The sequence below is a fragment of the Massilia sp. W12 genome, assembly GCF_037300705.1.
Lineage (GTDB): Bacteria > Pseudomonadota > Gammaproteobacteria > Burkholderiales > Burkholderiaceae_D > JACPVY01.
This window is the reverse complement of the sequence record NZ_CP147776.1, coordinates 2,376,981-2,401,276: the sequence shown is the minus strand read 5'-3', so window position 1 is coordinate 2,401,276 and position 24,296 is coordinate 2,376,981. Positions and strand designations below refer to the sequence as shown.

Below are 24,296 nucleotides of genomic sequence, written 5' to 3'. Positions count from 1 at the left end.
GCCAGATAAGTTCTTATCACGCGCGCCATCAATCATTCCTGAAGCCAGCCTCGCGCCGCTGATGCGATTTGCCGCTTTTTTCCGCCTGCGCCAAAATTTCTTTTAGCACCCGCGCCAAACCATCGCCCACACTCTTCCACCCGGCATTCTGGTTTGGCCGCCAGGTATTGATGGCTTTGCCTTTTTCCGGCAGCGCATTTAAATCTTTGAGTTGCGAACCGGCCCCCGATTTATGCTCTGTCCAGCGGCAATCTTCCACAATCACCGGCACAAAGTGCGCTAGCTTTGCGTCGTGGCGGCTGAGGGCAAGAGGGATTTCGTGCTTAACGATGTATTCCGTAGCCAAAGCAGCATTGCTCAGTAAGAGCACAATCAAATCCGCCTCTTGCAATTCGGCTTGAATGCGCGCGTGCCAATCCTCACCGGGGATAATCATGCGGTCATGCCAGTGCGCCGCCATCAAACCTTCGTTGGCCAAAATATTCAATTGGTTGACCAGGCTGTCACGCTGGCGCGCATTGGCTTTGGAATAACTGATAAACACCTTGGGTTTCCATGCGTCACTGCGGGCGGCTGGGGTGTTGTAGGCATTGTTGAGCGGGACCGGATCGATGGTGCGGGAGCCGATGCCACGCAGGGCGATGGCAGTTTGGCGGCCTTGTTTTTCGTCGGCTTCGAGTATGGCGATATCCAGCCACTGGCCTTCGACTTGGGTTTCTTCAATCGGCGCCAAGCCACGAATATCGTCATGGATGGCGCGCATATGGCTGCGGCACAAGCCCGCCAGCTTGCGCCGCGCGGGTTCTTCACCGGTGACGGTCAAGCTGATTTGGCGTTCACGCGGGTTGGCGCGCAGCAAGGCGCGCGCGCCGTCCATATTCAAAATCACGCCCTTGGCCCATTGCAGGCGCTGGCCGTCTGCAATTTCAATGAACTCATGCATGCGCACAATCGCCCGCGCCAGCAAACCTTCGGGCAGCGCTTCATAGCTGTAGCGCAGGCGGGTGGCGTCTTCGCTATTGGCGAGCGGGGCGGCGGCTTTGGGCTGGCTGTCCGGCAAGGCTTGCGGCAGCAGCCACACGGTTTGTCCGGCATGTTCGGCAGCGTAAGCGACTTCAAAACGCTCCATGATTTGCATCAGATAGTCGCGCATGGCCGGCTCGGTTTCGGCGGCCAGCACGCTGTCACGCTCTTGCCGAGTGAGGATGCCGGTATTGGTTTCGGCAAAACGCAACATGGCGTACACATTTTGCGTCAACCAATTGGCTTGCAGTACGGTGGCTTCGCGCAAGCGCGGGTCGCGCCGGTAATTGAGCGCGATGCCAAGCACATGCAGGATGTCGGCCAAGGCGATTTGGTCTTGCAACTGCGTGATTTGATTGCTTTCACACAGGCTGCGGAAGGCGGCAAACGGCAGATGCGGGCTATGTTCGCGGGTTTTGACAATGGTGTCACGCACGGCTGCCCAGGCGTCGGGGAAGGCTTGACTCACCCAGGCCAGGCTGTCCGTTGTCTGGGTAAGCCTTTGCTTTAGTTCAGCAATGCCCAAATTGGATTGGCAATCCGTTTCGATGAAGCTGACGATGCAGGGATAGCGCTCTTGCAAGACTTCGCGGTCTAATTTGGGGCGGCAGCCCTGGTCATCCCACTTGTTCAGCGTGACGATGACGGGCGGCGGATTGCCCTGCTCATCTTTGCCAAAGGCCATAATCAAGCGCAACCAGTATTCGGCATCGTCTTCTTCACTGTTTTCGCGGCCAGTCAGCACCAGCACATAGATGCTGCGCTCGCTCAGGAAAAATTGGTGCAGCGAATGTGTGATGACTTGCCCTGCAAAGTCCCATACATGGGCGGTGACGGCGCCGGACTGGCAGTCCGGCAAGGCCAAATCGCATAGCGCAACGCCAGTGGTGCTTTCTTCGGTTTTGTTGAACGGCTTACCTTGCAGGGCGCGCACGGTGCTGGTTTTGCCTGCCCCACCCCGGCCCACGATGAGGAGTTTGACTTCGTTCAGCGGACGGGCGCTGGCCTTGCTGCGGGAGAAATAGTAGGCGAGGATGGTTTTCGGGTCTGCCCATTCGTCTCTTTTACTCCAATTATTACCACCCAAAATGGCGGCTGGGATGCCGAGGGCGGGATTGTCGTGCAGCCATAATTGTTTTAACTGTGTGAGCGCATGCATGCCGGCGGGGAGTGCTGTCAGGCGATTATCTGTAATGATTAAGTGGGTCAATTGCAGCAGTTGCCCGATTTCCGGCGGCAAGGCGGTGAGTTGATTTCTTCCAAGGGTAAGCGTCGTCAGCGCCGTCAGTTGCCCGATTTCCGGCGGCAAGGCGGTGAGTTGATTTTGGTCAAGTCGAAGCTCCGTCAGCGCCGTCAGTTGCCCGATTTCCGGCGGCAAGGCGGTGAGTTGATTACTCCAAAGCGCAAGCTCCGTCAGCGCCGTCAGTTGCCCGATTTCCGGCGGCAAGGCGGTGAGTTGATTTTTGTGAAGGTTAAGTTCCTTCAGCGCCGTCAGTTGCCCGATTTCCGGCGGCAAGGCGGTGAGTTGATTTTCCTGAAGGTAAAGCCCCTTCAGCGCCGTCAGTTGCCCGATTTCTGGCGGCAAGGCGGTGAGTTGATTTTCGTAAAGGTAAAGTTCCTTCAGCGCCGTCAGTTGCCCGATTTCCGGCGGCAAGGCGGTGAGTTGATTTTCGTAAAGGTAAAGTTCCTTCAGCGCCGTCAGTTGCCCGATTTCCGGCGGCAAGGCGGTGAGTTGATTTTCGTGAAGGTAAAGTTCCTTCAGCGCCGTCAGTTCCCCGATTTCCGGCGGCAAGGCGGTGAGTTGATTTTCGTAAAGGTAAAGTTCCTTCAGCGCCGTCAGTTCCCCGATTTCCGGCGGCAAGGCGGTGAGTTGATTTTCGTTAAGGTAAAGCGCCGTCAGCGCCGTCAGTTGCCCGATTTCCGGCGGCAAGGCGGTGAGTTGATTACTCCAAAGCGCAAGCTCCGTCAGCGCCCTCAGTTGCCCGATTTCCGGTGGCAAGGCGGTGAGTTGATTTTCGTGAAGGCCAAGCTCCGTCAGCGCCCTCAGTTGCCCGATTTCCGGCGGCAAGGCGGTGAGTTGATTTTGGTCAAGGTCAAGCCGCGTCAGCGCCGTCAGTTGCCCGATTTCCGGCGGCAAGGCGGTGAGTTGATTTCCTGAAAGGTGAAGCACCGTCAGCGCCCTTAGTTGCCCGATTTCCGGCGGCAAGGCGGTGAGTTGATTTTCGTGAAGGTAAAGCAGTCTCAGCGCTGTCAGTTGCCCGATTTCCGGCGGTAAGGCGGTGAGTTGATTTTCGTTAAGATAAAGATCCGTCAACGCCGTCAGTTGCCCGATTTCCGGCGGTAATTGCGCCAACCCCATTCCACCTAAATTCAGCGCTGTGCCCTGCTTAATCCTGCATTGTTCAATGCGCTGCAGGGCTAATGCATAAGCTGTCTTTGCTGCGCTTTCTTCTTCGTCGTTAGCGGCTTCATCTTGCATCATTAAATCCTGCGCCGTTTCTGCGCCAATTTTCACATCAAATCCAATAATATTGCGCGACTCTTCAGAAAATGTAATACCTATCGCCACCAGAGATCGCTGGTCATTGCTGTATTTCTCTGCATATTTTTGCGTGATAATCTGCGCCAGCGCAGAATCTGCCTTTCCTTTGCGTTGTACCTTAAATTCAAACAAGCATATCGTATCGGGCAGAAATAAGGTCAAATCAATTCGCCCATGATTGGTGACATCTTCTGCAATCAAGGTAAAATCCAACGCTGAGAGCATTGAAAAAAACACGCTCGCATACCACCCTTCATAATGCGCCATATTATTGTTGGCGTGGTAGTTGTAGGGAATGGCGGCAAATTGTGCATGGATGGAATTGCAGACTTCCTTCCAGCGCCCGGCGGCAAGCGCAGCCCCCAGGCGGGTAAGCGCCTGTGTACCCTGTTCATTCTGACCAGTGAGGCTGACAAATAAATCGGCGCTAAAGTGTTTTTTTACTTCCAAATTGGGAAAATCGATAGTGTAACGATATTCAAAATCGCGTTCTTCCACTTCTTTGATGGTTAAATATCCGGTTTGGAATAATAGCGCAATCGGTGAAATATTATCAATATTAAATTTTCCCGATAAATCCATATCGGTATACCACCCGCTTAAGCCGGGAAGGAAGAAATTTTTCTTTTTCAGCAATTGCACCAAAAAAGTGGACATGCCGGTTTCTATCCAATAAGCCTTAAACTGCTGATTATCAAACAGATTTAATAGTGACCATGGATTGTATACAGGCGTGCCCAGCCAGTTATAACCGTTGTACCATTGCTTGATTTTCGCCATCGGCAAATCACCCAGACGATCGGCGAATACCGTGTGTAAATCGGTTTCAGTGTAACCGCACACGGTGGCATAGCGCGGTTTGAGGCTGATATCTGTTAAATGATTTAAGCCTGAAAACAAATTGACTTTGGAAAATTTGGAAACACCAGTCAAAAATACAAAATGCAGGTGTGCATCTTCCGATTTCAGCGGAGAGTATAAGCCCGCCAAAAAATTTTGCATTTTGCGCGCCAGATCAGGGTCTTCCAGACTGTCCAGAATCGGCTTGTCATATTCATCGACCAGCACCACCACCTTTTGTCCGCTGGTGCGATGCAAACCGGCGATCAATTCCGCCAAACGCTGGGCCGGGTGGGCTTGGCTGCCTTGAAAGCCGTATTGTCTTTCGACATCCTGCAATTGCTGCATGCACACGTTTTGCCATGCGCTCAGACTGTTTTCCGGCGCCATGGCAAAGTTGAGGTGGATGATGGGCCTTGGCGGCGCCCAGTTCACCCTATGCTCGGCGGCCAACCCGGCAAACAAGTCTTTTTCCCCGGCAAAAATCGATTTCAGCGTATCCAAAAACAAGCTTTTGCCGAAGCGGCGTGGCCGCGACAGAAAATAGTAGCCGCCATCTTCAATCAACTGGCAGGCCAAATCAGTTTTATCGACGTAGTAGTAGCCGCCTTCGATGATTTTTTTGAAGGTTTGTACGCCAAGAGGCAATTTTTTGGGCTTGCTCATAGGGGGTAATTTCTGGAACAGGTAACATCATTTTATCATCAGTCCCATCAATGCCCCCCCAACGCTGCTTGGCGCCAATGCCAAATTCAGCGCCCCGTCGCCCCGGGGCGCCGGCTTACGCACCGCCCTTCACCGCCTCCGCTTGCGGCTTGAGCCACAGCAAACCCAGCGCACTCAACAAGCCCACCCCGCAAAACACCATCCAGGGCAATTGCGGCAGCGTTTGTGTGCTGGCATCCATCAACCAGCCGCCCGTCACATTGCCAAGCGCCCCGCCCAGCGCCAGACTGAGTGAGCTGAAGCCAAGAAAAGTGCCCATGGCCTGCGGATTGGCCATGCTGGCGATCAGGCTTTGCATGCTTGGCCGCACCAGGATGGCGCCGATTGAAAACGCCGCCACGCATAGCAAAAAGGCGGGAAAGGTATGCGCTAAGGCAATCGCCCCGGTGCTGAGGGCAATGATGCTCATGCCCAGCACCAGAATCTGTTGCGTTGAGAGCCAGCGCTCGACCAGCTTGAGCAGGTGAAATTGCAGCAACACCGTGAGCGCTGCGCTCAGCGCAAACATGAAGCCGACACTATTCTGGCTCTTGCCGAGGCGCTCGGCCAGCAGCGGGAAACTGATATTGAGCTGCACCGCGACGAACCAATAGCCCATCATCAAGCCCGTCAGCAGCAAAAACGGGCGGTCGCGCAGCACCAGGCCAAGCCGGTGGCTGGCCGTCGGCGCCGCCGCTGGCGGGGTTTTGAGTGGCGGCAAGAGCCATAGCGCAATACCGCAGTTGAGCGCAAAACAGGCGGCGGCCACCAGGCAGACCATCTGAAAATTTACATGCAACAGCGCCACCCCGAGCAGCGGCCCGACGGTGCTGGCGATGCCGCTGACCCAGTTGCTCAGCGCGTAGTAGCGCGCGCGCGTGGATTCCGTGGTCAAAGACGCCATCGCCGCCTGGTATGGCGCCTCAAACAAGGCGCCGCCCAGGGCGGAAATCACCATCGCCACGAACAGCAAGGCGACGTTGTTGGCAAACGCCAGACTGGCAAAACCGAGCGCGCGCAACAGCACGCCCAGGCAAATCATCAGGCGCAGGCCGAAGCGGTCGGCCAGCATGCCGCCAAGCAGCGCCAGGCCCTGTTGCGTCATCTGTCGCAGCGCCAGGGCGCCGCCGACCGCCGCCGCCGCCATCCCGATATTGCTGACAAAATGCACGCTCACCAGCGGCATCAGCATGGCGAAGCCTGTCACCATCAGAAAGGTATACAGCAGCAGCGCATGCAGACCGCGTGTGCGCTCTTGTTCCGAAATCTGCCTCATGCTGCGCGATACAGATAAACCGCAGTCGGATCGGCGCTGAATTGCGAGAATGGGAATGGTTCGGCGCAGACTGCCGCCACCCCATCGCCCAGAAAGCGCGGGATGATGCCGCTGCCGGTTTGCGCGTAGATAATCAGTGGAATCGCACGGCGGCGCGCGGCCTGCAAAATCTGATCAAAGGAGCCATTCGATAAGGTCATGCCGGTGGCGATGATCATATCGGCGCTCTCCAAAATCGGCTGCATATCGCGGCTGACGGCCAGCCCGCTTTGGGTGCGTTCCATATTGAAATCGCAGGGCAGACAGATGCCGCCCTGTTGCGTAATCGCATCCACCAGTGGATTGACAACGCCGATCAAGCCCACGCGCTGGCCCGGCACAATCGCCACCAGGGTGGCGATTGCCTGATCGCGCGCCACGGCGCGCACTGGCGGCGCGCCAGCCGGCAGCAACATGGGGCGCGCTTGCGCTGCGTCGCGCGCCGGCAGCACCGCATTCAGGTAGGAGTCGAGGGCGGCGATGCGCACCGGCAGGCGGGCATCGTTGAGCAGCTCGGCCACGCTGCTGCCGGCCAGCGTTGGCGCGATGGCGTAATCCAGCGCATCGCGCTCGATGCAGCAGGCGCCAAAGGCCGCGCCCACGCGCAGCAGCAAATAATAATTGCGATAGGTTTGGCTGGTTCCGGGAAAACGTGTGCTTTGCGCAATCCAGGATGCGCCCACCACATGCATGGTCTCAGGCAAGGGGCCGTATTGACCGCCCTGCACTGCTGCAATCAGCGCCGCCACGTTCAAGGGGGCGCTGCCTGGCGCGCTGTTTTCGGGCTGCTCGGCAAAACTGATCTGCACCTCTTGCAGCGCCTGCTCCGCGTATTGGCGCGCATCCTGGCCATCCGGATCAACTGCCACCACATGTCCCAGATAACAGGCATTATCAATCGGCGCGCTCAATTCTTTGCCCACTGCTGAGGGCAGCAGCGCGCGCGCGATATGGGGCGCATTCGCCGCGCGCTCCAACCCCTGCATGGCAGTGACTTTGCCTGCGCGCGGCGGCGTCAGGAATTTGATGGCGGCGCTCTTGATCCCGGTATCTTTGGGCCTCAAGTCTGGCTGGCGGCCCAGCGCCAGTTCGATTTGGGCGGTGAGGAAGGTAATCCCGCTGACCCTCTCGATCAGTTCGGCAATATAGTTGCCAGCCGGGCGCGGGTTGATTTCGACGATGCGCGGCCCCTTGGGCGTGAGTTTGACTTCGGTATGGCTGATGCCGTGATCCAAACCGACTGCGGCCAAGGCCGAACGCACCAGGTCGCACACCGCTGCAGCCAGGCTGCTGTCAATGCGCGCCGGGAACATATGGCCATCTTCAACAAAATAGGGAAAGCCGGTCAGGCTCTTGTCGGTGATGCCGAGAATGGTGGTTTGTCCCTTGTAGGAACAGGCTTCCACGCTGACTTCCTCGCCCGTCATGTATTCTTCCAGCAACCACAGCGCTTCGCGGGCTTGCTGGCGGAAGTTGCTGGGGAATTGTTCCAGCGCATGGAAGGCGTCGCGCAATTCCGCTTCATTATTGACCAGACGCACAAAGGCGCTGGAAGCCAGATCCGACGGTTTGAGGATCAGTGGATAGCCGATCACGCTGGCGGCGTCGCACGCCGCTTCCCATGAGGTGACGGCGCGAAACAGCGGGTTGGGCAGGCCGGCCTTTTCCAGCGCTTTGCGCACCAGATGTTTGCGCCGTATCAGCGGCACGCTGTCGCAAAATGCTTGCGGCAATCCCAAGGCGCGCGCCACCTGGGCCACGGCGTCAATATAGTAGTCACAAATCGTGATCACACCATCAAATTTGAGCAGGCGATGCTGCTCACGCAAAAATGCGATCAAGGCCGGGATGTCGTTGGTTTCGGCGGTCAGAATATGCGAAGCATGCGCCAGCGCCGGGTGCATTGGCGCATCGGGGTTTTCCACATAATGCTTGCGATTGCGCATCACGAAGGTATAGCTGTGACCGGCTTCGAGAATGGCGGCGGGCAGAATGCGGCCCGTGCCGCCGACCCAGCTTTCAATCATTAATAAATGTGCCATGTTGTTTATTCGCTTTCAGTTAAGGATGATTCGACGGCGGCGCGGCGATTCCACGCCATGACCGACCAGGGTAAGGCCAGCGCTTGCGGCGACTCGACCAGGGTGGGTTCGAGCGTGTCCATATCGAGCGCCTCGGCATGGCGGGAAAAGACTTCACTCACATAGCGATGCCCGGTATCCGGCGCGATGAACAGCACTGTGCGCTCCGGTCGCAGCGCTGCTTCGCGGGCGGCGACCAGATAACAGCAACCGCTGGACAGGCCGGCGAAAATCGCGTGTCTGCGCAACAGCGCGATGGCGCCGGCCAGGCCATAGTTAAAACCGATCCAGTGGATCTGGTCGTAGAGGGCATGTTGCACATTGCGAAACGGAATGCCGGTGCCGATGCCGGCGATGATGATGCCCGGGTCTTCGATATGAGCACAACCAAACGTCACACTGCCGAAAGGTTGCACCCCGATCAATTCGACCTCGTTATTGCTGTGGCGCAGTGCGCGGGCGATGCCGCCGGTTGAGCAACCCGAGCCAACGCCGCCAACAATGCTCAGGCGCTCAACCCCAAGCAAGGCTTCAATTTGATCGGCAATCGGTGCATAGCCGGCATAGTGGATATCGTCGTGGTATTGCTGCATCCAGTGCACTTTTGGATTGGCTGCGCGAATCGCCTGAATGCGCGCCACGCGCAAGCTTTGATCCATTTTGAGGGTAGCCGATGGCGCGACTTGCTCGACCTCCGCGCCCAACAATTGCAATTGCAGCTTCAGGGTCACATCAACCGTTTTGGAGGCGATGATATGGCAGCGCATACCGAATTTGTGACAGGCCAGCGCCAGCGCATAGGCATAGATGCCGCTGGAGCTGTCGATTAAGGTGTCGCCGCGTTTGACCACGCCGGCTTGCAGCAAACGTTCAACCGCCACCAGGGTGGAATAGACTTTCATGGTCTCGAAGCGGGCGACATACAGATTCTCGCGCAGGCGCACGAAATCAGGCGCCTTGATGGCGTCAGCAATATGTTCAAACATGGTCAGAATCCTGTCTGGACAAAACGGCACTGGTAGCCCAGGCCACGGAAGAAGGAAGAGAGTGCGCCCATTTGCAGCGGCCCCGGTTTATCGATGAACAGATAACCCGCCAGGCTGCCGGTATGCGCCACGAAGATGCCGTCGGCCCGGTAGCGCGCCTGGTTTTTCAGCAGTACGCCAAGGTTTTGCTTGGGCACGGCGCTTTGTCCCAAGACTGCGCTGGCGGTGGCGCAGGCCGCGATAGCGCTCAGGTCGTGACGCTCAAAGGCTGCGATTGCCTGCTGCAGATTGTCGATATAGGGCGTCAATTGTTCCTGATAACGCATCAGCAGATGCGGCCCGAGTTGTTCAGTATCGACGCGCTCGCCCTCGTCGATATAGCAGGCGTGGAAGCTGGCGCGGTTGTCAAAGCGGCGGATGACTTGCTGACGCCCGCTCAGGTAGAGCGCGTAAGTGTCCAGAAACACACTGTCGGAGCGCTCAATCGAAAGCAGAATGGCTGACATCGTCTCTGCCGATGATTCAAGACCGAAAATCGCATCCAGGCAGCGGATGGTGGCCACGATGTCAGCGGTCGAACTGGCCATGCCCTTGCCTTCCAGCAGTTCCGAGTCATGGCTCCAGCTTCCCTGCGGCAAGCGTTTGCCGTAGCGCGCCAGATAAAGATGGATCGCTTGCTGGCATTTCAGCTTGGTGGCCAGGGCATTGTCCCCATGCGCCGCTGCGCCATGCGTGAAGTGCATGCAACTGTACTTTTTCACCGGTAGCGAAATCAGGCTGATTTGCAGCACCCCGTCCTGCACATACGGCCCCTGTATCAACTCACCCAGGGTGCCGTGGCAAATGCCGCTGCTGATGCTGGCGCAACTGCCGCCTGCCATCCTCAGAAATGGATTGTGATGCCGATGTGTGTTTCTACTGTCTGTAAGCGTAATGGAAGACACAGGAAATGGCTTTCGAGAAGGATTTGTGTGCGAGAAGTCTGATTTTTCAATAATGATAATTCATTATCATATGCAAGGCAACACCATCTGCGCCATTGCTGGACTATGCTATGCTGCAGTTTTTATTCAAACTTCCCAGCATGCTACGCATCACACGCCAGAGGACATCGATTCGCTCAGTGATTGAAGAGGCGGGACGCCCGCTTACGCCGCAAGAAATACTGGATGCGGTGCGCGAGAGCGTGCCCGAGGTTGGTATCGCAACGATTTACCGCAATCTCAAAACCCTGCTTGAAGAGGGCGCGATTGAGGCGGTCAAGCTGCCGGGTGAAAACCCGCGCTATGAAATGAGCCATGTGGCGCATCACCACCACCACCACTTTCACTGTACTCAGTGCGACCGGGTGTTTGATGTCGAAGGTTGCCCCGGATCGATGGACAAGCTGGCCCCGGCAGGTTTCATCACCGAGCGTCACGAGCTGACTTTGTATGGAATTTGTGCGGATTGCGTGAAGGCGGAAGAGTCTTAAAATGGGGCGCCGCCGTGGGTTGCATCACGCCGCCAATGCCGGCATGTGCAACGTCCTGTTTGCTTGTCTTTACCCGGCATTTACCGTGTTTATTCGTGTGACACGCCGAATATGCCCCACCAGTCCGACGAAGAATGCAACACCCGCACAATCTGAACCGAGTCGCCCTAAACAAGGTAAAAAATCAGATATCTGTCGAACCCTTTGACCTACCACTTCCGCATGCCTGCCAAGGCCGCATTATTGAGTGCAAGCAGCACTCCGATTGACGCACGCTGCGCCAAGACTTGGAAACTTGCCCGTGCTCCGGCAAGAAAGCGTTCCGCCACTGCAATCCCGGCGTTTTCCGCCAAGTCCACAAAGTGCCGGATCAGATCACGGCGCGCTTCTTGGTGCTGCCGCACGGCAAGCATCATCTCCCTTTGCGCCGCACTTCAAGCATGACAAGCGCCTCTTGCCGCAGCGCGTCCCAACCGTCTTCACTAACATCTTTGAGCGGGCTATTGATACCGGCCATCAATCATGCTTCGAGTTGCTCCTCCGCTTTACGCTTCTTTTCATCGTTGCGAATCACATCCCGAACATACTCGCTGGCCGTACTGTAGCGCCCTTGCGCAATTTGCCCATCGACAAACTGCTTCAATCCCTCCGGCAGGGAAATATTCATACTTTGCATGATGACCTCCTTTTCGCCACGCCGCCACAAATGACAAATAATGGCAAATAATGACATAGCTTGCCATTGCGCAAGCCGCCGCTGTCAAACGAGTTCCGGCTGTTCTGCAAGGGGCTTTCGCCAAGTCCACAAGACGCCGGCGCACATCCTGGCGCGCTTCTTGGTGCTACTGCACGGCCAACATCATCCCCCTTTGCGCTGTACTTCAAGCATGGTAAGTGCATCTGCCGCAGCGCGTGACTCATCTTGCTCATATCTGGTCATTTGGTCGTTTTCATCATCCTTATCAGGATGCATTATTCTTACTTTTTTGCAATTTTTTTGATTATTGAGGGATTTTAATATTCACCATTTGACATCGAGTCTTATCTCTAACAAAATTTCATTTCTTCAAAAATCTTAAAAAACCCACCATGAAAGTCCTTACTGGCAATCCCGATTCACAACGAGACCACCAAAATCCCAATATGAGCTTCCCCTGAAATTTAGTCTGCCACAGGTGACGTAAAATAACGTTACTTGAGAAAGACAGGAAATGAAAAAAATACCGAAACAAGCATACACGACCGAGTTCAAAGAACTGGCGGTCAAACGCGTCCAAGATGGTGAATCGGTGGCGGTCGTGGTTAGGGAGCTGGGGCTGGGCGACCAGACGCTGCGAAATTGGATCAAGGCGGCAGCAGAAGGAAAACTCAAAGGCGCTGGCGGCAAAGTGGTGACGCCGGAAGCGATGGAACTTTCCAGACTGCGCGCAGAAAACGTCCGGTTGAAGCGGGAGAATGAAATCATAAAAAAAGCAGCGGCGTACTTCGCGAAGGATGTCCTGTGAAGTACGCCTGGATGGATGGACAAATCAAGAGCTATGCGCTGACAGAAATGTGCGCCGTTCTCGACGTCAGCATCAGCGGCTATCGGGCGTGGAAGCGTGGCGGCACGCCTGAGCGTAAGCGCTTGAAGGATGCACAAATGCTTGCAGTGATACGCGCCATTCATGCCGAACTCAAAGGGGCTTACGGCAGCCCGCGCATCGTGCGAGAACTGCGCAAACGAGGCTTCAGCGCTGGCAAAGAACGCGTCGAACGTCTCATGCGAAACAATGGTATCCGTGCCCGCCATAAGCGGCGCTACAAGGTCACCACGGATTCCAGGCATAGTTTGCCGGTTGCTGCCAACCTGTTGGCTCGCAATTTCACTCCGGCAGCCCCTAACCAGGTCTGGACGTCGGACATCACCTATTTGTGGACTGACGAAGGCTGGCTGTATCTGGCGATTGTGCTGGATCTGTTCAATCGGGAGGTGATCGGCTGGTCGCTCAAGCCGCGCATGACCAGCGACATTGTGACTGACGCTTTGACGATGGCGTGGTTTCGCCGTCGACCGGACGCGGGCGTTATGCATCATTCTGATCGCGGCAGCCAATACGCCAGCCAAGCCTTTCAGGACAAACTCAAGGAATACGGCATGACGTGCTCGATGAGTCGCAAAGGAAACTGCTGGGACAACGCACCGACCGAGAGCTGGTTTAACAGTTTCAAGAATGAGCGATACCATGGCGTGCGTTATGCCAGCCATGCTGAAATGAAGGCTGCCAGCTTTGAATATATTGAAGTCTTTTATAATCGAACCCGTCAGCATTCAACTCTGGGCTATCAATCGCCGTTTCAGTATCTTGACCGCTGGCAGCGTGAGCAAAATCAGGAAAAGCTGGCTGCATAAAATTCATCTGATGGCAGACGAAATATCGAGGGAACGTCAATACTGCGGTAGTCCCATCAACGGCTGACTTGGTGTTGGATTGCGCCGAAAAAATGCGCCAAGAGCTATCAGACCCCAACCGATTTCCCCGCGTAATTGAGTTTGTTGAGTTGGGGGAATGATGGAAGTCAAAGTATTTAGCCACCAACGATTCCGAGATACGTGCGATCCCGAATTGCTCAAAGACATCACTGCACGATTCATTGCATACAAACGTCATGGCATTCGCCACGAAACATTCGGAGACGACCGCCCCTATTTCCGGCCGGAATCGATCCGCGACACCGATCTCCGCCATATCCATATCCGAGACGCTTCGTCCAAAAACTGGGATTTGAGATATATTCGCCTTGAAGATAAAACCAGCGATACCGCCCTGATCTACACACGCGGCTACTTAAATCCAGGTTACTACTTATTGATCAGTTTTTTGAAGGATGCGCATCGGCACTACGGTGGCACAGAGCAATACATCCGTGCAATGGCCGAAATTGCGCGAAAATTCCGTGACCGGTACTAGGAGTGAGTAATGACTTTGAAAATTGACTGGCGCGACAGCAACCCTACGCTTGAGGGCAGTTACTTGGTCGCGGTTGCACTTGGCGAAAGCAGCGGATACTATGCGCTCGCTTACTGGACCGGATCGGAATGGCACACCACCGGCCCCCGCCACATCATCGCTCACTACCCGATCATGGATTTGGTTGATAGCCTGAATTTGGCATGGCCGCAATGGCACACCGCCGCCCACGAAACCCTTCCACCGCATCCCACGCCGCCAGATGCTGAGGACTGGGTGGAAGTTGAGTAACTCCCGCAGACTGCGCAATGCTCCGCGGGGAAGACTGTCTAAATGAATGGTTCGTGCCATGCCGCAAACGCCATTCGCGGCTAAAGCCGCTCCTACCGGGATGTGGTCTATTGCATGCCGGTTGCGATCTTCGCTTTGATGGCGCAATGGACAAACACTGCTTTGCAGGCACGCAAGCGTCCGTCCGTTGCGCCGTTCATCTCCTGCTATAGGCGCAAGCTTTTCCCCTGCCACAGCAAGAGCATCATGGCGCAGGCCAGCAGCCACAAATACAAAGCGCCTGCGGCCATGCCCTGCCCTGCCGGGTCGATCGGCTGCGCTTGAAAACGCGGAATCTTGTCATGCTCAGTAAAATTCCGCCGCGCCGCGCAGCCGGGACAGGCATTGCTTGGCTTGGCCGCTTCCAGCAGGGCGCGCGGCCAAAAGAAGTCGCGCAGCGTGTCGGTGTAGGCCGTGCTTTGCTGCAAAAACTGTTGATGTCTTTGCGCCCCGCTTCCGGCCGCCTGCTGCAATAAGGTATCCAACACCATCGCCGGCGAAAGCCAGCTCAGGGCAGCGGCGTGCGCGCTGGCTTGTGCGTGCTGCGCCTGCCGGCTGGCCACTTGCTCGGCAAGCTGGCGCTCGACTGCATATTGCACCGCAATCACTTTGGTGGCATACGGCACTTTACTGATGCGCTCAGCTGCGCCGGCATACGCCGGATTCTCCGCCAGATAGGCAAGAAAGAGCTGATCGCGCTGTTCTGTGCTGATGTTATGGGCGCGCCGCAAGGCATCCAGATATTGCAAAGATGAGGGGGCCGGATAAGCCTGCTTGATCAGCAGCGCACCCAGGGCAGGCACAAAGAAGCTGAACGTAATCCAGATCGAAATCAAACGCAGATAACTGCCCACTACCCCGGTGCGGCTCGCCACCCACACTGTCAGCGCCAGCCAGAACAGGATAAATCCGCTTACAGCCAGGCCGGATTGCAATAACAAGCCAAGCGACTGCCCGGCCCACACCGGCGTACCCGCCAGCAACAAAGCCAACAGGCTTGCCGCCAGCGTGAATGGCAGACAGAGTGCGACCAGGGCAGCGAATTTGAGCATCACAAGATGATGGTAAGCCGGCAGTTGCGTGGCCAGCAGCATCAGGGCGCCGGAATCGCGCTCTGCCGACAGGCGCGAAGCGCCCAGCGCGATCAAGGCCAGCGGCAGCACGAATACCAGCACAAAGGCCAGATCGAAATCGCCCAGGCTGAGCAGCAGCGGATTGACAAAATCAAAGGCGCTGGCGGGCGGCGCAATGAAGTCGAGTTCAGTCTTGATATAAAAAGGCAGCAATCGCGATTGGCCGATGGCAATCCCGGCCAGCGGCGCCGGCGGCTTGACGGCATAGGCAGTGAAGCCATAGCGCATAAAACCCGCGACATCAGACGGGTCTTGCCAGTAGGGCAAGACGGTTGCCGCCGGCACGCTGTAACGCAGCACATCGGCCTGCTGCTGCGCCAGGGTATTTGCCTCATGCAATTGCAGCCGCTGCACGGTGGCGCGCTGTTGCCCGGCATGGCGCTCGCCATGGATGGCGCCCCAGCACAGCGCGGCAAACAGCAAGGCCCCGAGCGCCTGCGTAAAACGGGCTTTGGCCAATATCGCCAGTTCCATGCGGAATAATGTGCGCATCATGGCCGCACTCCTTGCACGGCGCGCCAAGCCAGCAGCGCCGCCAATGCGCACCAGCCCGGCAAGAGCAGTATCGGCGCGGCGGCATGGGCCAGCACGCCGCCAAGCGCGGGCGCGCGGTAGTCAAACGCCGGGATGGATTGCCAAAATTGCATGCTGGCCGCCGCACTGGCGGCGCGCGCCTGTTGATGCTGCGCCTTGTCTTGCATCAATTCCCGATTCAGACGGTTGACCATGGCGCGCCGATAGCTTTCGGCGGCGTCGATGAAATGGCGGTGTTGATGAAAATCTGTGCCGGCAATCGCCGCGCTACAGGCCTGCAAGGCCACGGTGGGCGAAAACACACCGAGCCAGCCAAAAGCGCGCTCCTGCTGCTCCACCGCATCATAAAAACGCCCCAGGGTTCGGTCGAAAACCACATGTGAATCACGCTCAGACTGGTCTAACTGCGCCGCGCGCAAATCCGCCGGATTGATTTTGGCCTTGAGCAGCGCGGCGCGCCGCGCATTCCATTGCCCGGCGTTTTCGTAAGCCGGCGCTTCGCGCTCGGTCTGGCTGCGCACTGCCTGATACGCGGGCACAGGGGCCAGCATCTGCGCCGTATTCACTGCGGCGCGCGGCGCGATCACGCACAGCAGCAGCCAGCCCGCCAGCATCATACTCAGCGCGGCCCGCGCACTCGGCGCTTTGAGGGACACAATGAGGGCGATCAGCAAAAAAATCAGCAAATACAGAAAATTCAGCACACACCAGATGGCCAGCCGGCCCGCGCCTTGCCAGCCCGCGTCCGGCAGGGTGTTGAGCGCAAACCAGCCCAGCGCCGCCACCGGGGCCAGCGCCATGACCAGCAAAGCGCCTGCCATCACGCCAAAGCGCGACAGCAAGAGCTGTCCCGGCGTGCCGCCATTGCCCAGCGCCATGCGCAATGTGCCGCGCTGACGGTCTTGGGCAAAACCGGCAAAGCCCAGCAAAATAGCGAACAACGGCCCCAGCACTTCAAATATCTGCGCCACCGATGTCGCACTGCGCATGATGGGGTCGGCTTCCTGATTCGGGCGGAAAATCATTTCATTACGCTTGTGCGCTTCGAGCCAGACAGCAAGGCCGACAAACGGCTCAACCCCTGGCGCCAGCACCTGCAAGGGTGAGGCGGGCTTCACCGCCCACACGCCGAAATGCGCCGCGCTGTGCGGATCTTTTTGCCCTTGCGCAAGCCAGCGCGCGCGCTCCGCCGCCGCAAACTGCTGGCGCTCAGCGGCCATGCCTGTGGCCGCCTGCCAGGAAGACAAAAAGACAGTCAGCAAAAGCAAGGGGGCCAGCAAGGCAAGCCAGCGCAGGCGCGGTTCGCGCCACAGGCGTTGCGCTTCGGCGCGCAGTAATTTCAGCGGCAAATTCCGCCTCGCATGCAGTGGCGCGCTCATCGCGCCAGCTCCGTCATGTACACCTGCTCCAAGGCGGCGTAATCGCTGATGCGGGGATCAATTTCACGTTCGATGCGCCCCGCCTGCAGCACCCCCACCCGGGTGGCGCATTCCTTGATGCGGTACAGATCATGGGTCGCCATCAAAATCGTCACGCCGCGTGCGGCGGCGGCGCGCAGAATGGCCGACAGATCCGATGCGGCGAGCGGATCGAGGCCCGATGTCGGCTCATCCAAGAGCAGCAATTTGGCCTCGCGCGCCATGGCGATGGCGATGCCCACTTTCTGGCGCATGCCTTTTGAATAACTGCGCGCCGGCTTGTCGTGCGCATCTGCGTGCAACCCGGCTTGCAACAGCAGGCGGCGCAAGCTGGCGTGATCCAGGTCGAGCGACGCCAGCAGCGCAAAGTAGCGCAGGTTTTCCAGGCCGCTGAGTTCCGGGTAAATCGCCACCTGTTCCGGCAGATAGGCAATCGAGCGGCGCGTATGCAGGCCGTGTTTGCCCACCATCTCGCCACACACTTGAATACTGCCGCTATCGGGCTGCAAAAAGCCCAGAATCAGATTCAGCGTGGTGGTTTTGCCCGCGCCATTCGGCGCCAGCAAGGCATACACCTCGCCCGCCTGCAGCGTCAGCGTCAATCCATCCAGTGTGCTGCGTTTGCCGAAGCGACGGCAAACCTTATCCATATGCAAAGTGGGGTTCATGGCATCCAGTCAATATATTTGAAGAAGAAAGTGCGGAAGTTTTCAGGCTATAATGATAATGATACGCCATTATCAAGAAAGAAGCCTCATGAAATTGACATCCCTGTCCTCTGCCCTGCTCTGCCTGTTCTGTCCCGTCATTGGGCTGGCGAATGAAGCAGCCACTCCACAACTGGTTGTGATTAAAAACACGCTGCCGCGCACTGCTGCTGACGAAAGCGCAGCTTTGGCCAGCCGGCTTGATCTGCGTTTGCAGGAAACGCCGGCTTCGGTTGAGGTAATCAATCGCGATTTGATCGAAGCGCGCGGGGCGCGCAGCCTGGATGAAGCGCTGCGCGGCGCGGTGGGCATTGTGCAAGGCGGGAATGCCGCCTCCCCTTCACAAACTTCTGCACGCGGTTTTACATCGGGTTTTGTGAGTTATCTGTACGACGGCAGCCGCATTTCCGCCCCCACCATGAGCGCACGCACGCAGGATTCCTGGCAATTTGAGCGGATTGAAGTCTTGAAGGGGCCGGCTTCGCTGATGTCCGGCGATGGCGCGATTGGCGGCGTGATGAATTTTGTCAGCAAACGCCCCGAGCGCGCGCGGCCCTCCGCTGAACTGCTGCTCTCTTATGGCAGTTTCAACACCTGGCGCTTTGCCGCCGGCCTCAACCGCCCGCTGGGTGAGCACAGCGCCGTGCGTCTTGATTACAGCCACCAGCAAAGCGCGGGCTATATCGAACGCAACCGCCAGCGCTATGACAGTTTGCATCTGTCCAGCAGCACGGCGCTGACGCCCGATCTGACGCTGGACTTGCGCCTTGAAGTATTAGCCGATGATGTCAAGTCTTACCAGGGCACGCCGCTGGTTCCGCGCGCCTTCGCCACGGACCCAGGCAGCGCGGTCAGCGACGCCGCCGGGCGTGTGATTGAGCGCAGTCTGGCGCACAAAAACTACAACGTCGATGATGCGATCATGCAGGCTGACAGCACCTGGCTGCGCGCCAAACTGAGCTGGCAAATGACGCCCGAATGGCGCTTGCGCAATGAACTCTCGTATTACACCGCAGACCGGCGCTGGCGCAATGCCGAAAGCTATACCTTCAGCGCGCCGCGCCAGATCGTGCGCGATCTGGTGGGCGTGAGCCACGATCATCAGGTGTTCAGCAATCAGCTGGATCTGGCCTATAGCGGCAAGCTGGCGGGCATGAAGCACCGCTTTGTGCTCGGCGCGGAATACAATACCAGCCGCTTTGCCACTGAGCGCCGCTTTTCCAATGGCAGCGCGGAGGCGAATGCTGCGCTGACGCTGGACAGCCTGCATCCCCAGTATGGCAATTACGCAGTGTTGAGCATGGACCCCGCTTTGTATGCGGGCGCGGGCAATCGCACCAACTTCAGCACCCGTATTCCGCTTGGCGCGGTGTATGCCGAGGATGCGTTATGGCTGAATGAACAGTGGCGCATCGTCGGCGGCATCCGTCAGGACCACATCAAACTTGAACGCAGCACAATTGACCTGAATACCGGCGTCAGCAGCGCATACGGGCAAACTTACAAGCCGCGCTCGCTGCGTGCAGGCGTGGTGTATGCGTATGACAAAAATTTGTCGCTCTATGCGCAGCGCACCAATGCCTCGGCCCCGGTCGGCTCGGGCAATCTGCTGTTGTTAAGCGCCGCCAACGCTGCATTCACCTTATCAAAAGGGACACAAAGCGAAATCGGCATCAAGCATACCTTGGCCGGCGGCGCGCTCGATTACACGCTGGCCTTGTATCACATCAGGCTGGATAATATTTTGTCGCGCGATGCGAGTGCGCCCAGACTCACCGTCAACAGCGGCCAGCAGTCTTCACGCGGGCTGGAACTGGCCGCCGCCTGGCGCCCGGGCAAGCAGCTGAGCATCAGCGGCAATCTGGCCGTGCTTGATGCGCAGTTTGACAGCCTGCTGGAAGCCGGCGGCGTCTCGCGCGCGGGCAATCTGCCGCCAAACGTCGCCAGAAAAAGCGCGAATCTGTGGCTTGATTACATGGTCGAGGGCATGCCGCTCAAAGTTGGCATGGCGTTCAATTACACCGGTGAGCGTTTCACGAATAATGCCAACACCATCAAAATGCATGGCTATACCACGGCAGATGCTTACGCCACCTGGCGCCTGGCTGCTGGCGAAGTGAGTTTGCGTGTGCGGAATCTGGGCGATAAGCAATATGCCAGTTGGAGCGGGGCGAATCCGAACAGCCAGGTCATACTGGGCGCGCCGCGCAGCGCGGAACTGCGTTATCACCACAGGTTTTGAGGGGCAATATGCAGGGCCGGCTTGGCTTGGCATTTCATGAATGAGGCACAAGCCCCCACGCCAAGGATGCAAAACGCTGGCCTGCATTGATGAATGAAGCGGCAGCCCATCCTTAGCACGCCCGGCGGAGTCGTTCCGCCGCCGGCATGCGCACCTCCCTGCACGATGACATGCTACACTGAAGACATTCTTCCGGGAGCTTGAGCGATGGCTTCAACACAACATTATTCCTCATTTGGCGCACCGATACGCCAGACAACCGGTCTGGAGCACGGTTTATGCATTCCCGAAATCGGTCTAAAGGATTTTGTAACCGAACTTGCCGCGCGGCATCGTATCAGCGCAGTTAAAACCCGGGGCGATCAATGGGCGGAAACCGTGACACGCCTGGCTGGCGATGAAGTACAAACGGATGCAGTCGAAGACCTGTTGATTGCACTCAAAAAAGCCCAATGCATCAGCAATGGGCAAATGGCGCAATTGCTTGCCAATTATCTGCGGGAAAAAGCGCGTATTTGATCCCTTCAAAGATTTTGCCAAAGCTGGATATCTCCGCAACAACGCGCAGGAAAAAGACCTGCAGATTGTCAAACAAATCGAACACGCCTTAGTCACCGCCAACCTTCAAGAAGCCATGGCATGGCTGAAGAAACGGCGCGTCCTGCAATATGACGATTGATTGGCGCCGCACCAATAAACAGGACTATTTACAGGCGCTTTCGGCAGAAATTGCGACTCCTGCTGTATCGCATAAGTATCAAGAATTTGAGCGCCGCCGGGCTGACAAGATGAACGCTTGACCTGCCCGGCCTTGCCGGATCAAACAGCATCCGCCTCGCAAGCGGCAAGGGTGGCTTGGGCTTCGGCGAGTTTTGGGGAACCGAGGAGGGAGAAAATCTCAACTGCCGTGCGCGCATGGGGCAAGGCGGCATTGGCGCGCTTTAGACCATGCAAAGCCCGCGCCAAGTGTTCGTGATGCCCGGCAATCAAGTCTTGCCGACCGATGCGCGTAGCTGCTGCAAATGTGTCGCGCGCCAAGGTTTCTGCTTGCGCAAACTCGCTGCGCAACAGGGCAAGCTCCGCCAAATTGCAGGTATAGGTTGCAATGCCCTCACGATAATCCAGTTCGCGCGCAAGCAGCAAAGCAGCGCGATAGTCGCGCTCGGCGCCGGCTAAATCCCCGGTGGATTGGCGCACCATCGCCAAATTATTGAGGAAAATCGCAACGTTTTCGCTCTCGGCCTCAATCGTGCGGTAAATCTGCAAGGCTTGCTCCAAGGCGAGCATCGCCGCCGGGTAATCTTGCAGCAGGCGATAGGCCTGCCCCCGGATGTGAGCGGCAATGGCAAGCAGCCCATCCTCCGCCCCTTGCCAATGCTGCGCCACCCGCTGCGCCGCCTGCAAACAAGCCGCACCATCGCCTTGCTGGCTATACAACCAAGCTTGCCGCTGCGCGCGCCACCCGGCATTGAGCACATCCCCTCCCGCCAGCGCCTTGGCCTCCGCCGCCGCAAGCAAGTCCAGTCCTTGCCGCCAGCGCCCGCTGAAATCCAAGAAAAATTCCACCTGCTCACAAAAGTGCTGCAAACGCACATTCTCGCCAGCCAACAAAGCCGGCAAGGCTGGCGCGATTTGCGGCCAGCGTGCTTCCAATTCATCAAACAGCGCTTTGTCCGAATACCCACCATATTCCATCGCCCAGGCATAGGCCTGCGCGGCCAATTTGTCCCCGGCCTGCGCCACCAAGGCTGCGCGCCGGCTGCGCAAAAATTTGCCGCACAGCGGCGGCAGGCGCCAGCGCTCCTGCTCGCTGTGCTGCACAATTGAGCGCGCTTGCAATGCATCCAGCGCAACTTCCGCCGCTGGCCGCAAAATTTTGCACAAGGGCAGCAGCCATTGCAACTTGGCGCCTTGCTCAAAATGGCTCAAGGCCGCCAACAAGGCCAATTCTTCCTCGCTGAAGCTGTCAAGCAAATCGCCGAATACAAATTCCAAGGGGTCGTTATTCGGATCATGGTTTTGCGCATCATGCATGCGCGCCAAAGCCTTCTCCAGATTGCGGCTGCGCCCCTGCACCCGGCCCAGTTGCGAAACCAGCCAAATCATCAGCAAGGGATTGCCGCCTGTTTCTTTATGCAGCCGGGCTTGATCCGCCGCACTTAATTGCACGGTGTGCGGCAAGCGCTTGCACAAATCAGCCAGCATTTTTTGCGCATCGTCAAAGTCCAATTGATCCAGGCGAATAAAGCGCGCAGCGGTGTCATCGCGCCGGCGGCTGGTGATGATGGCGCGGCAGGTGTGAGGCAATTTGTCCAGAAAAACGAAAATCCGCCGCCGCTCCTCACGATTAAAGGACTCCAGATTATCCAACACCAGCAAACAGCGCCGCCCCGCCAGCGCATCGCGCACCATGTCCGCCAATTGCTCATCCGGCGCTTTATGCGCTGCCATGCCCAGCAAATCCAGCGCCAATTGCCGCATCACATCTTGATAATTCTCCAGCCGCTTGTCTGGCAAGGCGCGCGGTCCATCCATCTCCAGCCGCACATGCTTGGCGCTGACGAAGATTCTGCAGGGAAACGCCTCCGCGTCGGCACGGTAGGCCGCTTCCACCGCCAGCGCGGTTTTACCCATGCCGCCCGGCCCATCCAGCGCCACGCCCCAGCCGCGATGCTCGGGCAACAGGGTGCTGGCAATCTGGGCCAATTCTGTTTCGCGGCCATAAAAATGTGAGCGATTCGGCAAGGTGCAGCGCGCTTGTGGCGCGGCTGACGCGCCAAGGGGCGCCGCAGACTGTGCTTCCGGCTGCGCCGCAATCTTCGGCGACACTGACGCACGCAGCTCAGCAATCACACAGGGTTCCGAACCCTGGTCGGCCAATAACTTGCCTTCGATGTCATGATCCGGGATAAAGCGCCAACCGCCTTTACTGGTGGCGCTGCGCGGCCAAATCCGCAGCGTGGTACGGTTTGTGTCAAATTCTATTTTACCGGCGCAATAGCCGTGGTTGCGTTCCACCTTCGGCGGCTCGCCGTATTTTTCCATGCCAAACAGGGAAGCGCCTTGCAAATGCCGCGTCGCCTTGCTGCTCATCCCCAAGCGCGTATCGACTATGCGGGTTTCATGCATATGCCCAAACAAATGCGCCGCAAAGCGCCCCGCCGGCGCAATTTCCACCTTGCCCTGTTCTTGCGCTGCCGCCGTCAACCAATCCGGCCCCTGGTGGCTCAGCAAGAGGCAGACATCATGCTGCGCTTCCCATTTATCCACCCCTTGCGGGCATAAGGCATGCACCTGACGCAGATCCCACACCAGTTTGCCGTGGTAATCGCCGCCGGCCAATTGCAAAAAGCTGGTGTTCAAGCCCATTACACCGATTTTCCGGCCACGCGCGGTGCTTAAAGTGCAGACAAAATCACCGGGCAAGGCGCCGCTGCGGATATTTTGCGCACGTTGCATGCAAGCCTGCCACCAGGCAAGATACGGGGCAAACGCGGTATCAATCACTTTGCGGTAAGGCCCGTCCGGCATGCTCCAAAACTTGTCAGCAAGTCTGTCAAAGTGCTCCGGCTCCAACAGCGCATCCACTGCGGCTTCGTACCCATCGGCCTTGGGCCGCAGCAAATCATGATTGCCCGGCACAGCCAACAGCACAGCGCCGCCCGAACCATGTTGATCCAGCTTGCGCCACAGTTCATCCAAAAACCCGCTTTGCAGCGCAGCAAACTCCGCCGGTGTTCCCGCCTGCACCAAATCCCCGGTGAAAAACACCGCATCCCACGGCCCGCAGTGCTGATGCAATGCGGCCAAATCCTCCCAAAACGGCGCGCGCAGATTGGGCCAGCGGCAATCCTGCCCTTTCAGGCCGAAATGCAGATCAGTCAGGTGAAGCCAGGAGAAAGTATCGGCATGCATGTTCACGCTCATGTTCCAAGGATGGAGTGAAACGATAGATTACCATGGCAGCGATACCGTGGCTTGGTGAAGATAATGCAGCCGTGGCTTTTTTTGCGCA

At 57.5% G+C, this 24,296-nt stretch carries 18 protein-coding genes; 7 read left to right on the top strand and 11 right to left on the bottom strand.

Features of this window, described 5'->3' with window-relative positions:
- Window positions 1-28: 28 nt before the first annotated feature.
- From V8J88_RS09715 to V8J88_RS09695, 5 genes are all read right to left on the bottom strand, one after another.
- Window positions 29-5,071 (bottom strand): AAA family ATPase, encoded by a 5,043-nt coding sequence (locus V8J88_RS09715; RefSeq protein ID WP_338849223.1) that lies wholly within the window; start codon window positions 5,069-5,071, stop codon window positions 29-31.
- A gap of 115 nt (window positions 5,072-5,186) precedes the next feature.
- Window positions 5,187-6,386: an MFS transporter gene (locus V8J88_RS09710; protein WP_338849221.1), complete on the bottom strand. Its 1,200-nt coding sequence runs from the start codon at window positions 6,384-6,386 to the stop codon at window positions 5,187-5,189.
- Window positions 6,383-8,467, bottom strand: coding sequence for an ATP-grasp domain-containing protein (locus V8J88_RS09705; RefSeq protein WP_338849219.1), 2,085 nt, complete (start codon window positions 8,465-8,467; stop codon window positions 6,383-6,385). Before V8J88_RS09705 ends, V8J88_RS09710 begins: the two co-directional genes overlap by 4 nt.
- Before the next feature lie 5 nt (window positions 8,468-8,472).
- A complete protein-coding gene (locus V8J88_RS09700; protein WP_338849217.1) occupies window positions 8,473-9,492 on the bottom strand; it encodes a pyridoxal-phosphate dependent enzyme in 1,020 nt (339 codons plus the stop codon).
- Between the two features lie 2 nt (window positions 9,493-9,494).
- Window positions 9,495-10,373 carry a hypothetical protein gene (locus V8J88_RS09695; protein WP_338849216.1) on the bottom strand — a complete coding sequence of 293 codons (879 nt, stop codon included), beginning with the start codon at window positions 10,371-10,373 and terminating at the stop codon, window positions 9,495-9,497.
- A gap of 203 nt (window positions 10,374-10,576) precedes the next feature.
- Between V8J88_RS09695 and V8J88_RS09690 the strand changes: the two genes are divergently transcribed.
- Window positions 10,577-10,966 carry a transcriptional repressor gene (locus tag V8J88_RS09690; protein ID WP_338849864.1) on the top strand — a complete coding sequence of 130 codons (390 nt, stop codon included), beginning with the start codon at window positions 10,577-10,579 and terminating at the stop codon, window positions 10,964-10,966.
- Between the two features lie 209 nt (window positions 10,967-11,175).
- Here the strand turns inward: V8J88_RS09690 and V8J88_RS09685 are convergent, their stop codons facing one another.
- Entirely contained in the window at window positions 11,176-11,382 is a 207-nt protein-coding gene (locus V8J88_RS09685) for a hypothetical protein (RefSeq protein WP_338849215.1), read from the bottom strand.
- A gap of 104 nt (window positions 11,383-11,486) precedes the next feature.
- Window positions 11,487-11,699 (bottom strand): type II toxin-antitoxin system ParD family antitoxin, encoded by a 213-nt coding sequence (locus V8J88_RS09680; RefSeq protein WP_338849213.1) that lies wholly within the window; start codon window positions 11,697-11,699, stop codon window positions 11,487-11,489.
- A 478-nt stretch (window positions 11,700-12,177) separates the two neighbouring features.
- Here V8J88_RS09680 and V8J88_RS09675 point away from each other — a divergent pair.
- The 3 genes from V8J88_RS09675 to V8J88_RS09665 all read left to right on the top strand — a co-directional run bounded on the left by V8J88_RS09675 (window position 12,178) and on the right by V8J88_RS09665 (window position 14,208).
- A protein-coding gene (locus tag V8J88_RS09675) for an IS3 family transposase (protein WP_338846235.1) occupies window positions 12,178-13,358 on the top strand; the annotation gives its coding sequence in 2 pieces (ribosomal slippage) (window positions 12,178-12,430 and window positions 12,430-13,358; 1,182 coding nt in all).
- A 157-nt stretch (window positions 13,359-13,515) separates the two neighbouring features.
- The gene (locus tag V8J88_RS09670) at window positions 13,516-13,917 is read left to right on the top strand and encodes a type II toxin-antitoxin system YafO family toxin (protein WP_338849212.1); all 402 of its coding nucleotides are present in this window, start codon (window positions 13,516-13,518) and stop codon (window positions 13,915-13,917) included.
- A gap of 9 nt (window positions 13,918-13,926) precedes the next feature.
- Complete coding sequence (locus V8J88_RS09665; protein WP_338849211.1) at window positions 13,927-14,208, top strand: hypothetical protein; 282 nt, start codon at window positions 13,927-13,929, stop codon at window positions 14,206-14,208.
- Window positions 14,209-14,414: 206 nt separating this feature from the next.
- Here the strand turns inward: V8J88_RS09665 and V8J88_RS09660 are convergent, their stop codons facing one another.
- The 3 genes from V8J88_RS09660 to V8J88_RS09650 are packed head-to-tail and all read right to left on the bottom strand — an operon-like array spanning window position 14,415 to window position 18,000.
- Complete coding sequence (locus V8J88_RS09660; protein WP_338849210.1) at window positions 14,415-15,875, bottom strand: DUF3526 domain-containing protein; 1,461 nt, start codon at window positions 15,873-15,875, stop codon at window positions 14,415-14,417.
- The gene (locus V8J88_RS09655) at window positions 15,872-17,293 is read right to left on the bottom strand and encodes a DUF3526 domain-containing protein (RefSeq protein ID WP_338849209.1); all 1,422 of its coding nucleotides are present in this window, start codon (window positions 17,291-17,293) and stop codon (window positions 15,872-15,874) included. Before V8J88_RS09655 ends, V8J88_RS09660 begins: the two co-directional genes overlap by 4 nt.
- Window positions 17,290-18,000: an ABC transporter ATP-binding protein gene (locus V8J88_RS09650; protein WP_338849208.1), complete on the bottom strand. Its 711-nt coding sequence runs from the start codon at window positions 17,998-18,000 to the stop codon at window positions 17,290-17,292. The genes V8J88_RS09655 and V8J88_RS09650 overlap by 4 nt, the downstream gene beginning before the upstream one ends.
- A gap of 88 nt (window positions 18,001-18,088) precedes the next feature.
- On the opposite strand from V8J88_RS09650, the gene V8J88_RS09645 reads away from it, so the two are divergent.
- From V8J88_RS09645 to V8J88_RS09635, 3 genes are all read left to right on the top strand, one after another.
- Window positions 18,089-20,281: a TonB-dependent siderophore receptor gene (locus V8J88_RS09645; RefSeq protein WP_338849207.1), complete on the top strand. Its 2,193-nt coding sequence runs from the start codon at window positions 18,089-18,091 to the stop codon at window positions 20,279-20,281.
- A 207-nt stretch (window positions 20,282-20,488) separates the two neighbouring features.
- The gene (locus V8J88_RS09640) at window positions 20,489-20,800 is read left to right on the top strand and encodes a hypothetical protein (protein WP_338849206.1); all 312 of its coding nucleotides are present in this window, start codon (window positions 20,489-20,491) and stop codon (window positions 20,798-20,800) included.
- A complete protein-coding gene (locus V8J88_RS09635) occupies window positions 20,766-20,960 on the top strand; it encodes a hypothetical protein (RefSeq protein ID WP_338849205.1) in 195 nt (64 codons plus the stop codon). The genes V8J88_RS09640 and V8J88_RS09635 overlap by 35 nt, the downstream gene beginning before the upstream one ends.
- Window positions 20,961-21,100: 140 nt before the next feature.
- Here V8J88_RS09635 and V8J88_RS09630 read toward each other — a convergent pair whose 3' ends face one another.
- A complete protein-coding gene (locus tag V8J88_RS09630; protein ID WP_338849204.1) occupies window positions 21,101-24,208 on the bottom strand; it encodes a tetratricopeptide repeat protein in 3,108 nt (1,035 codons plus the stop codon).
- Window positions 24,209-24,296: the final 88 nt, after the last annotated feature.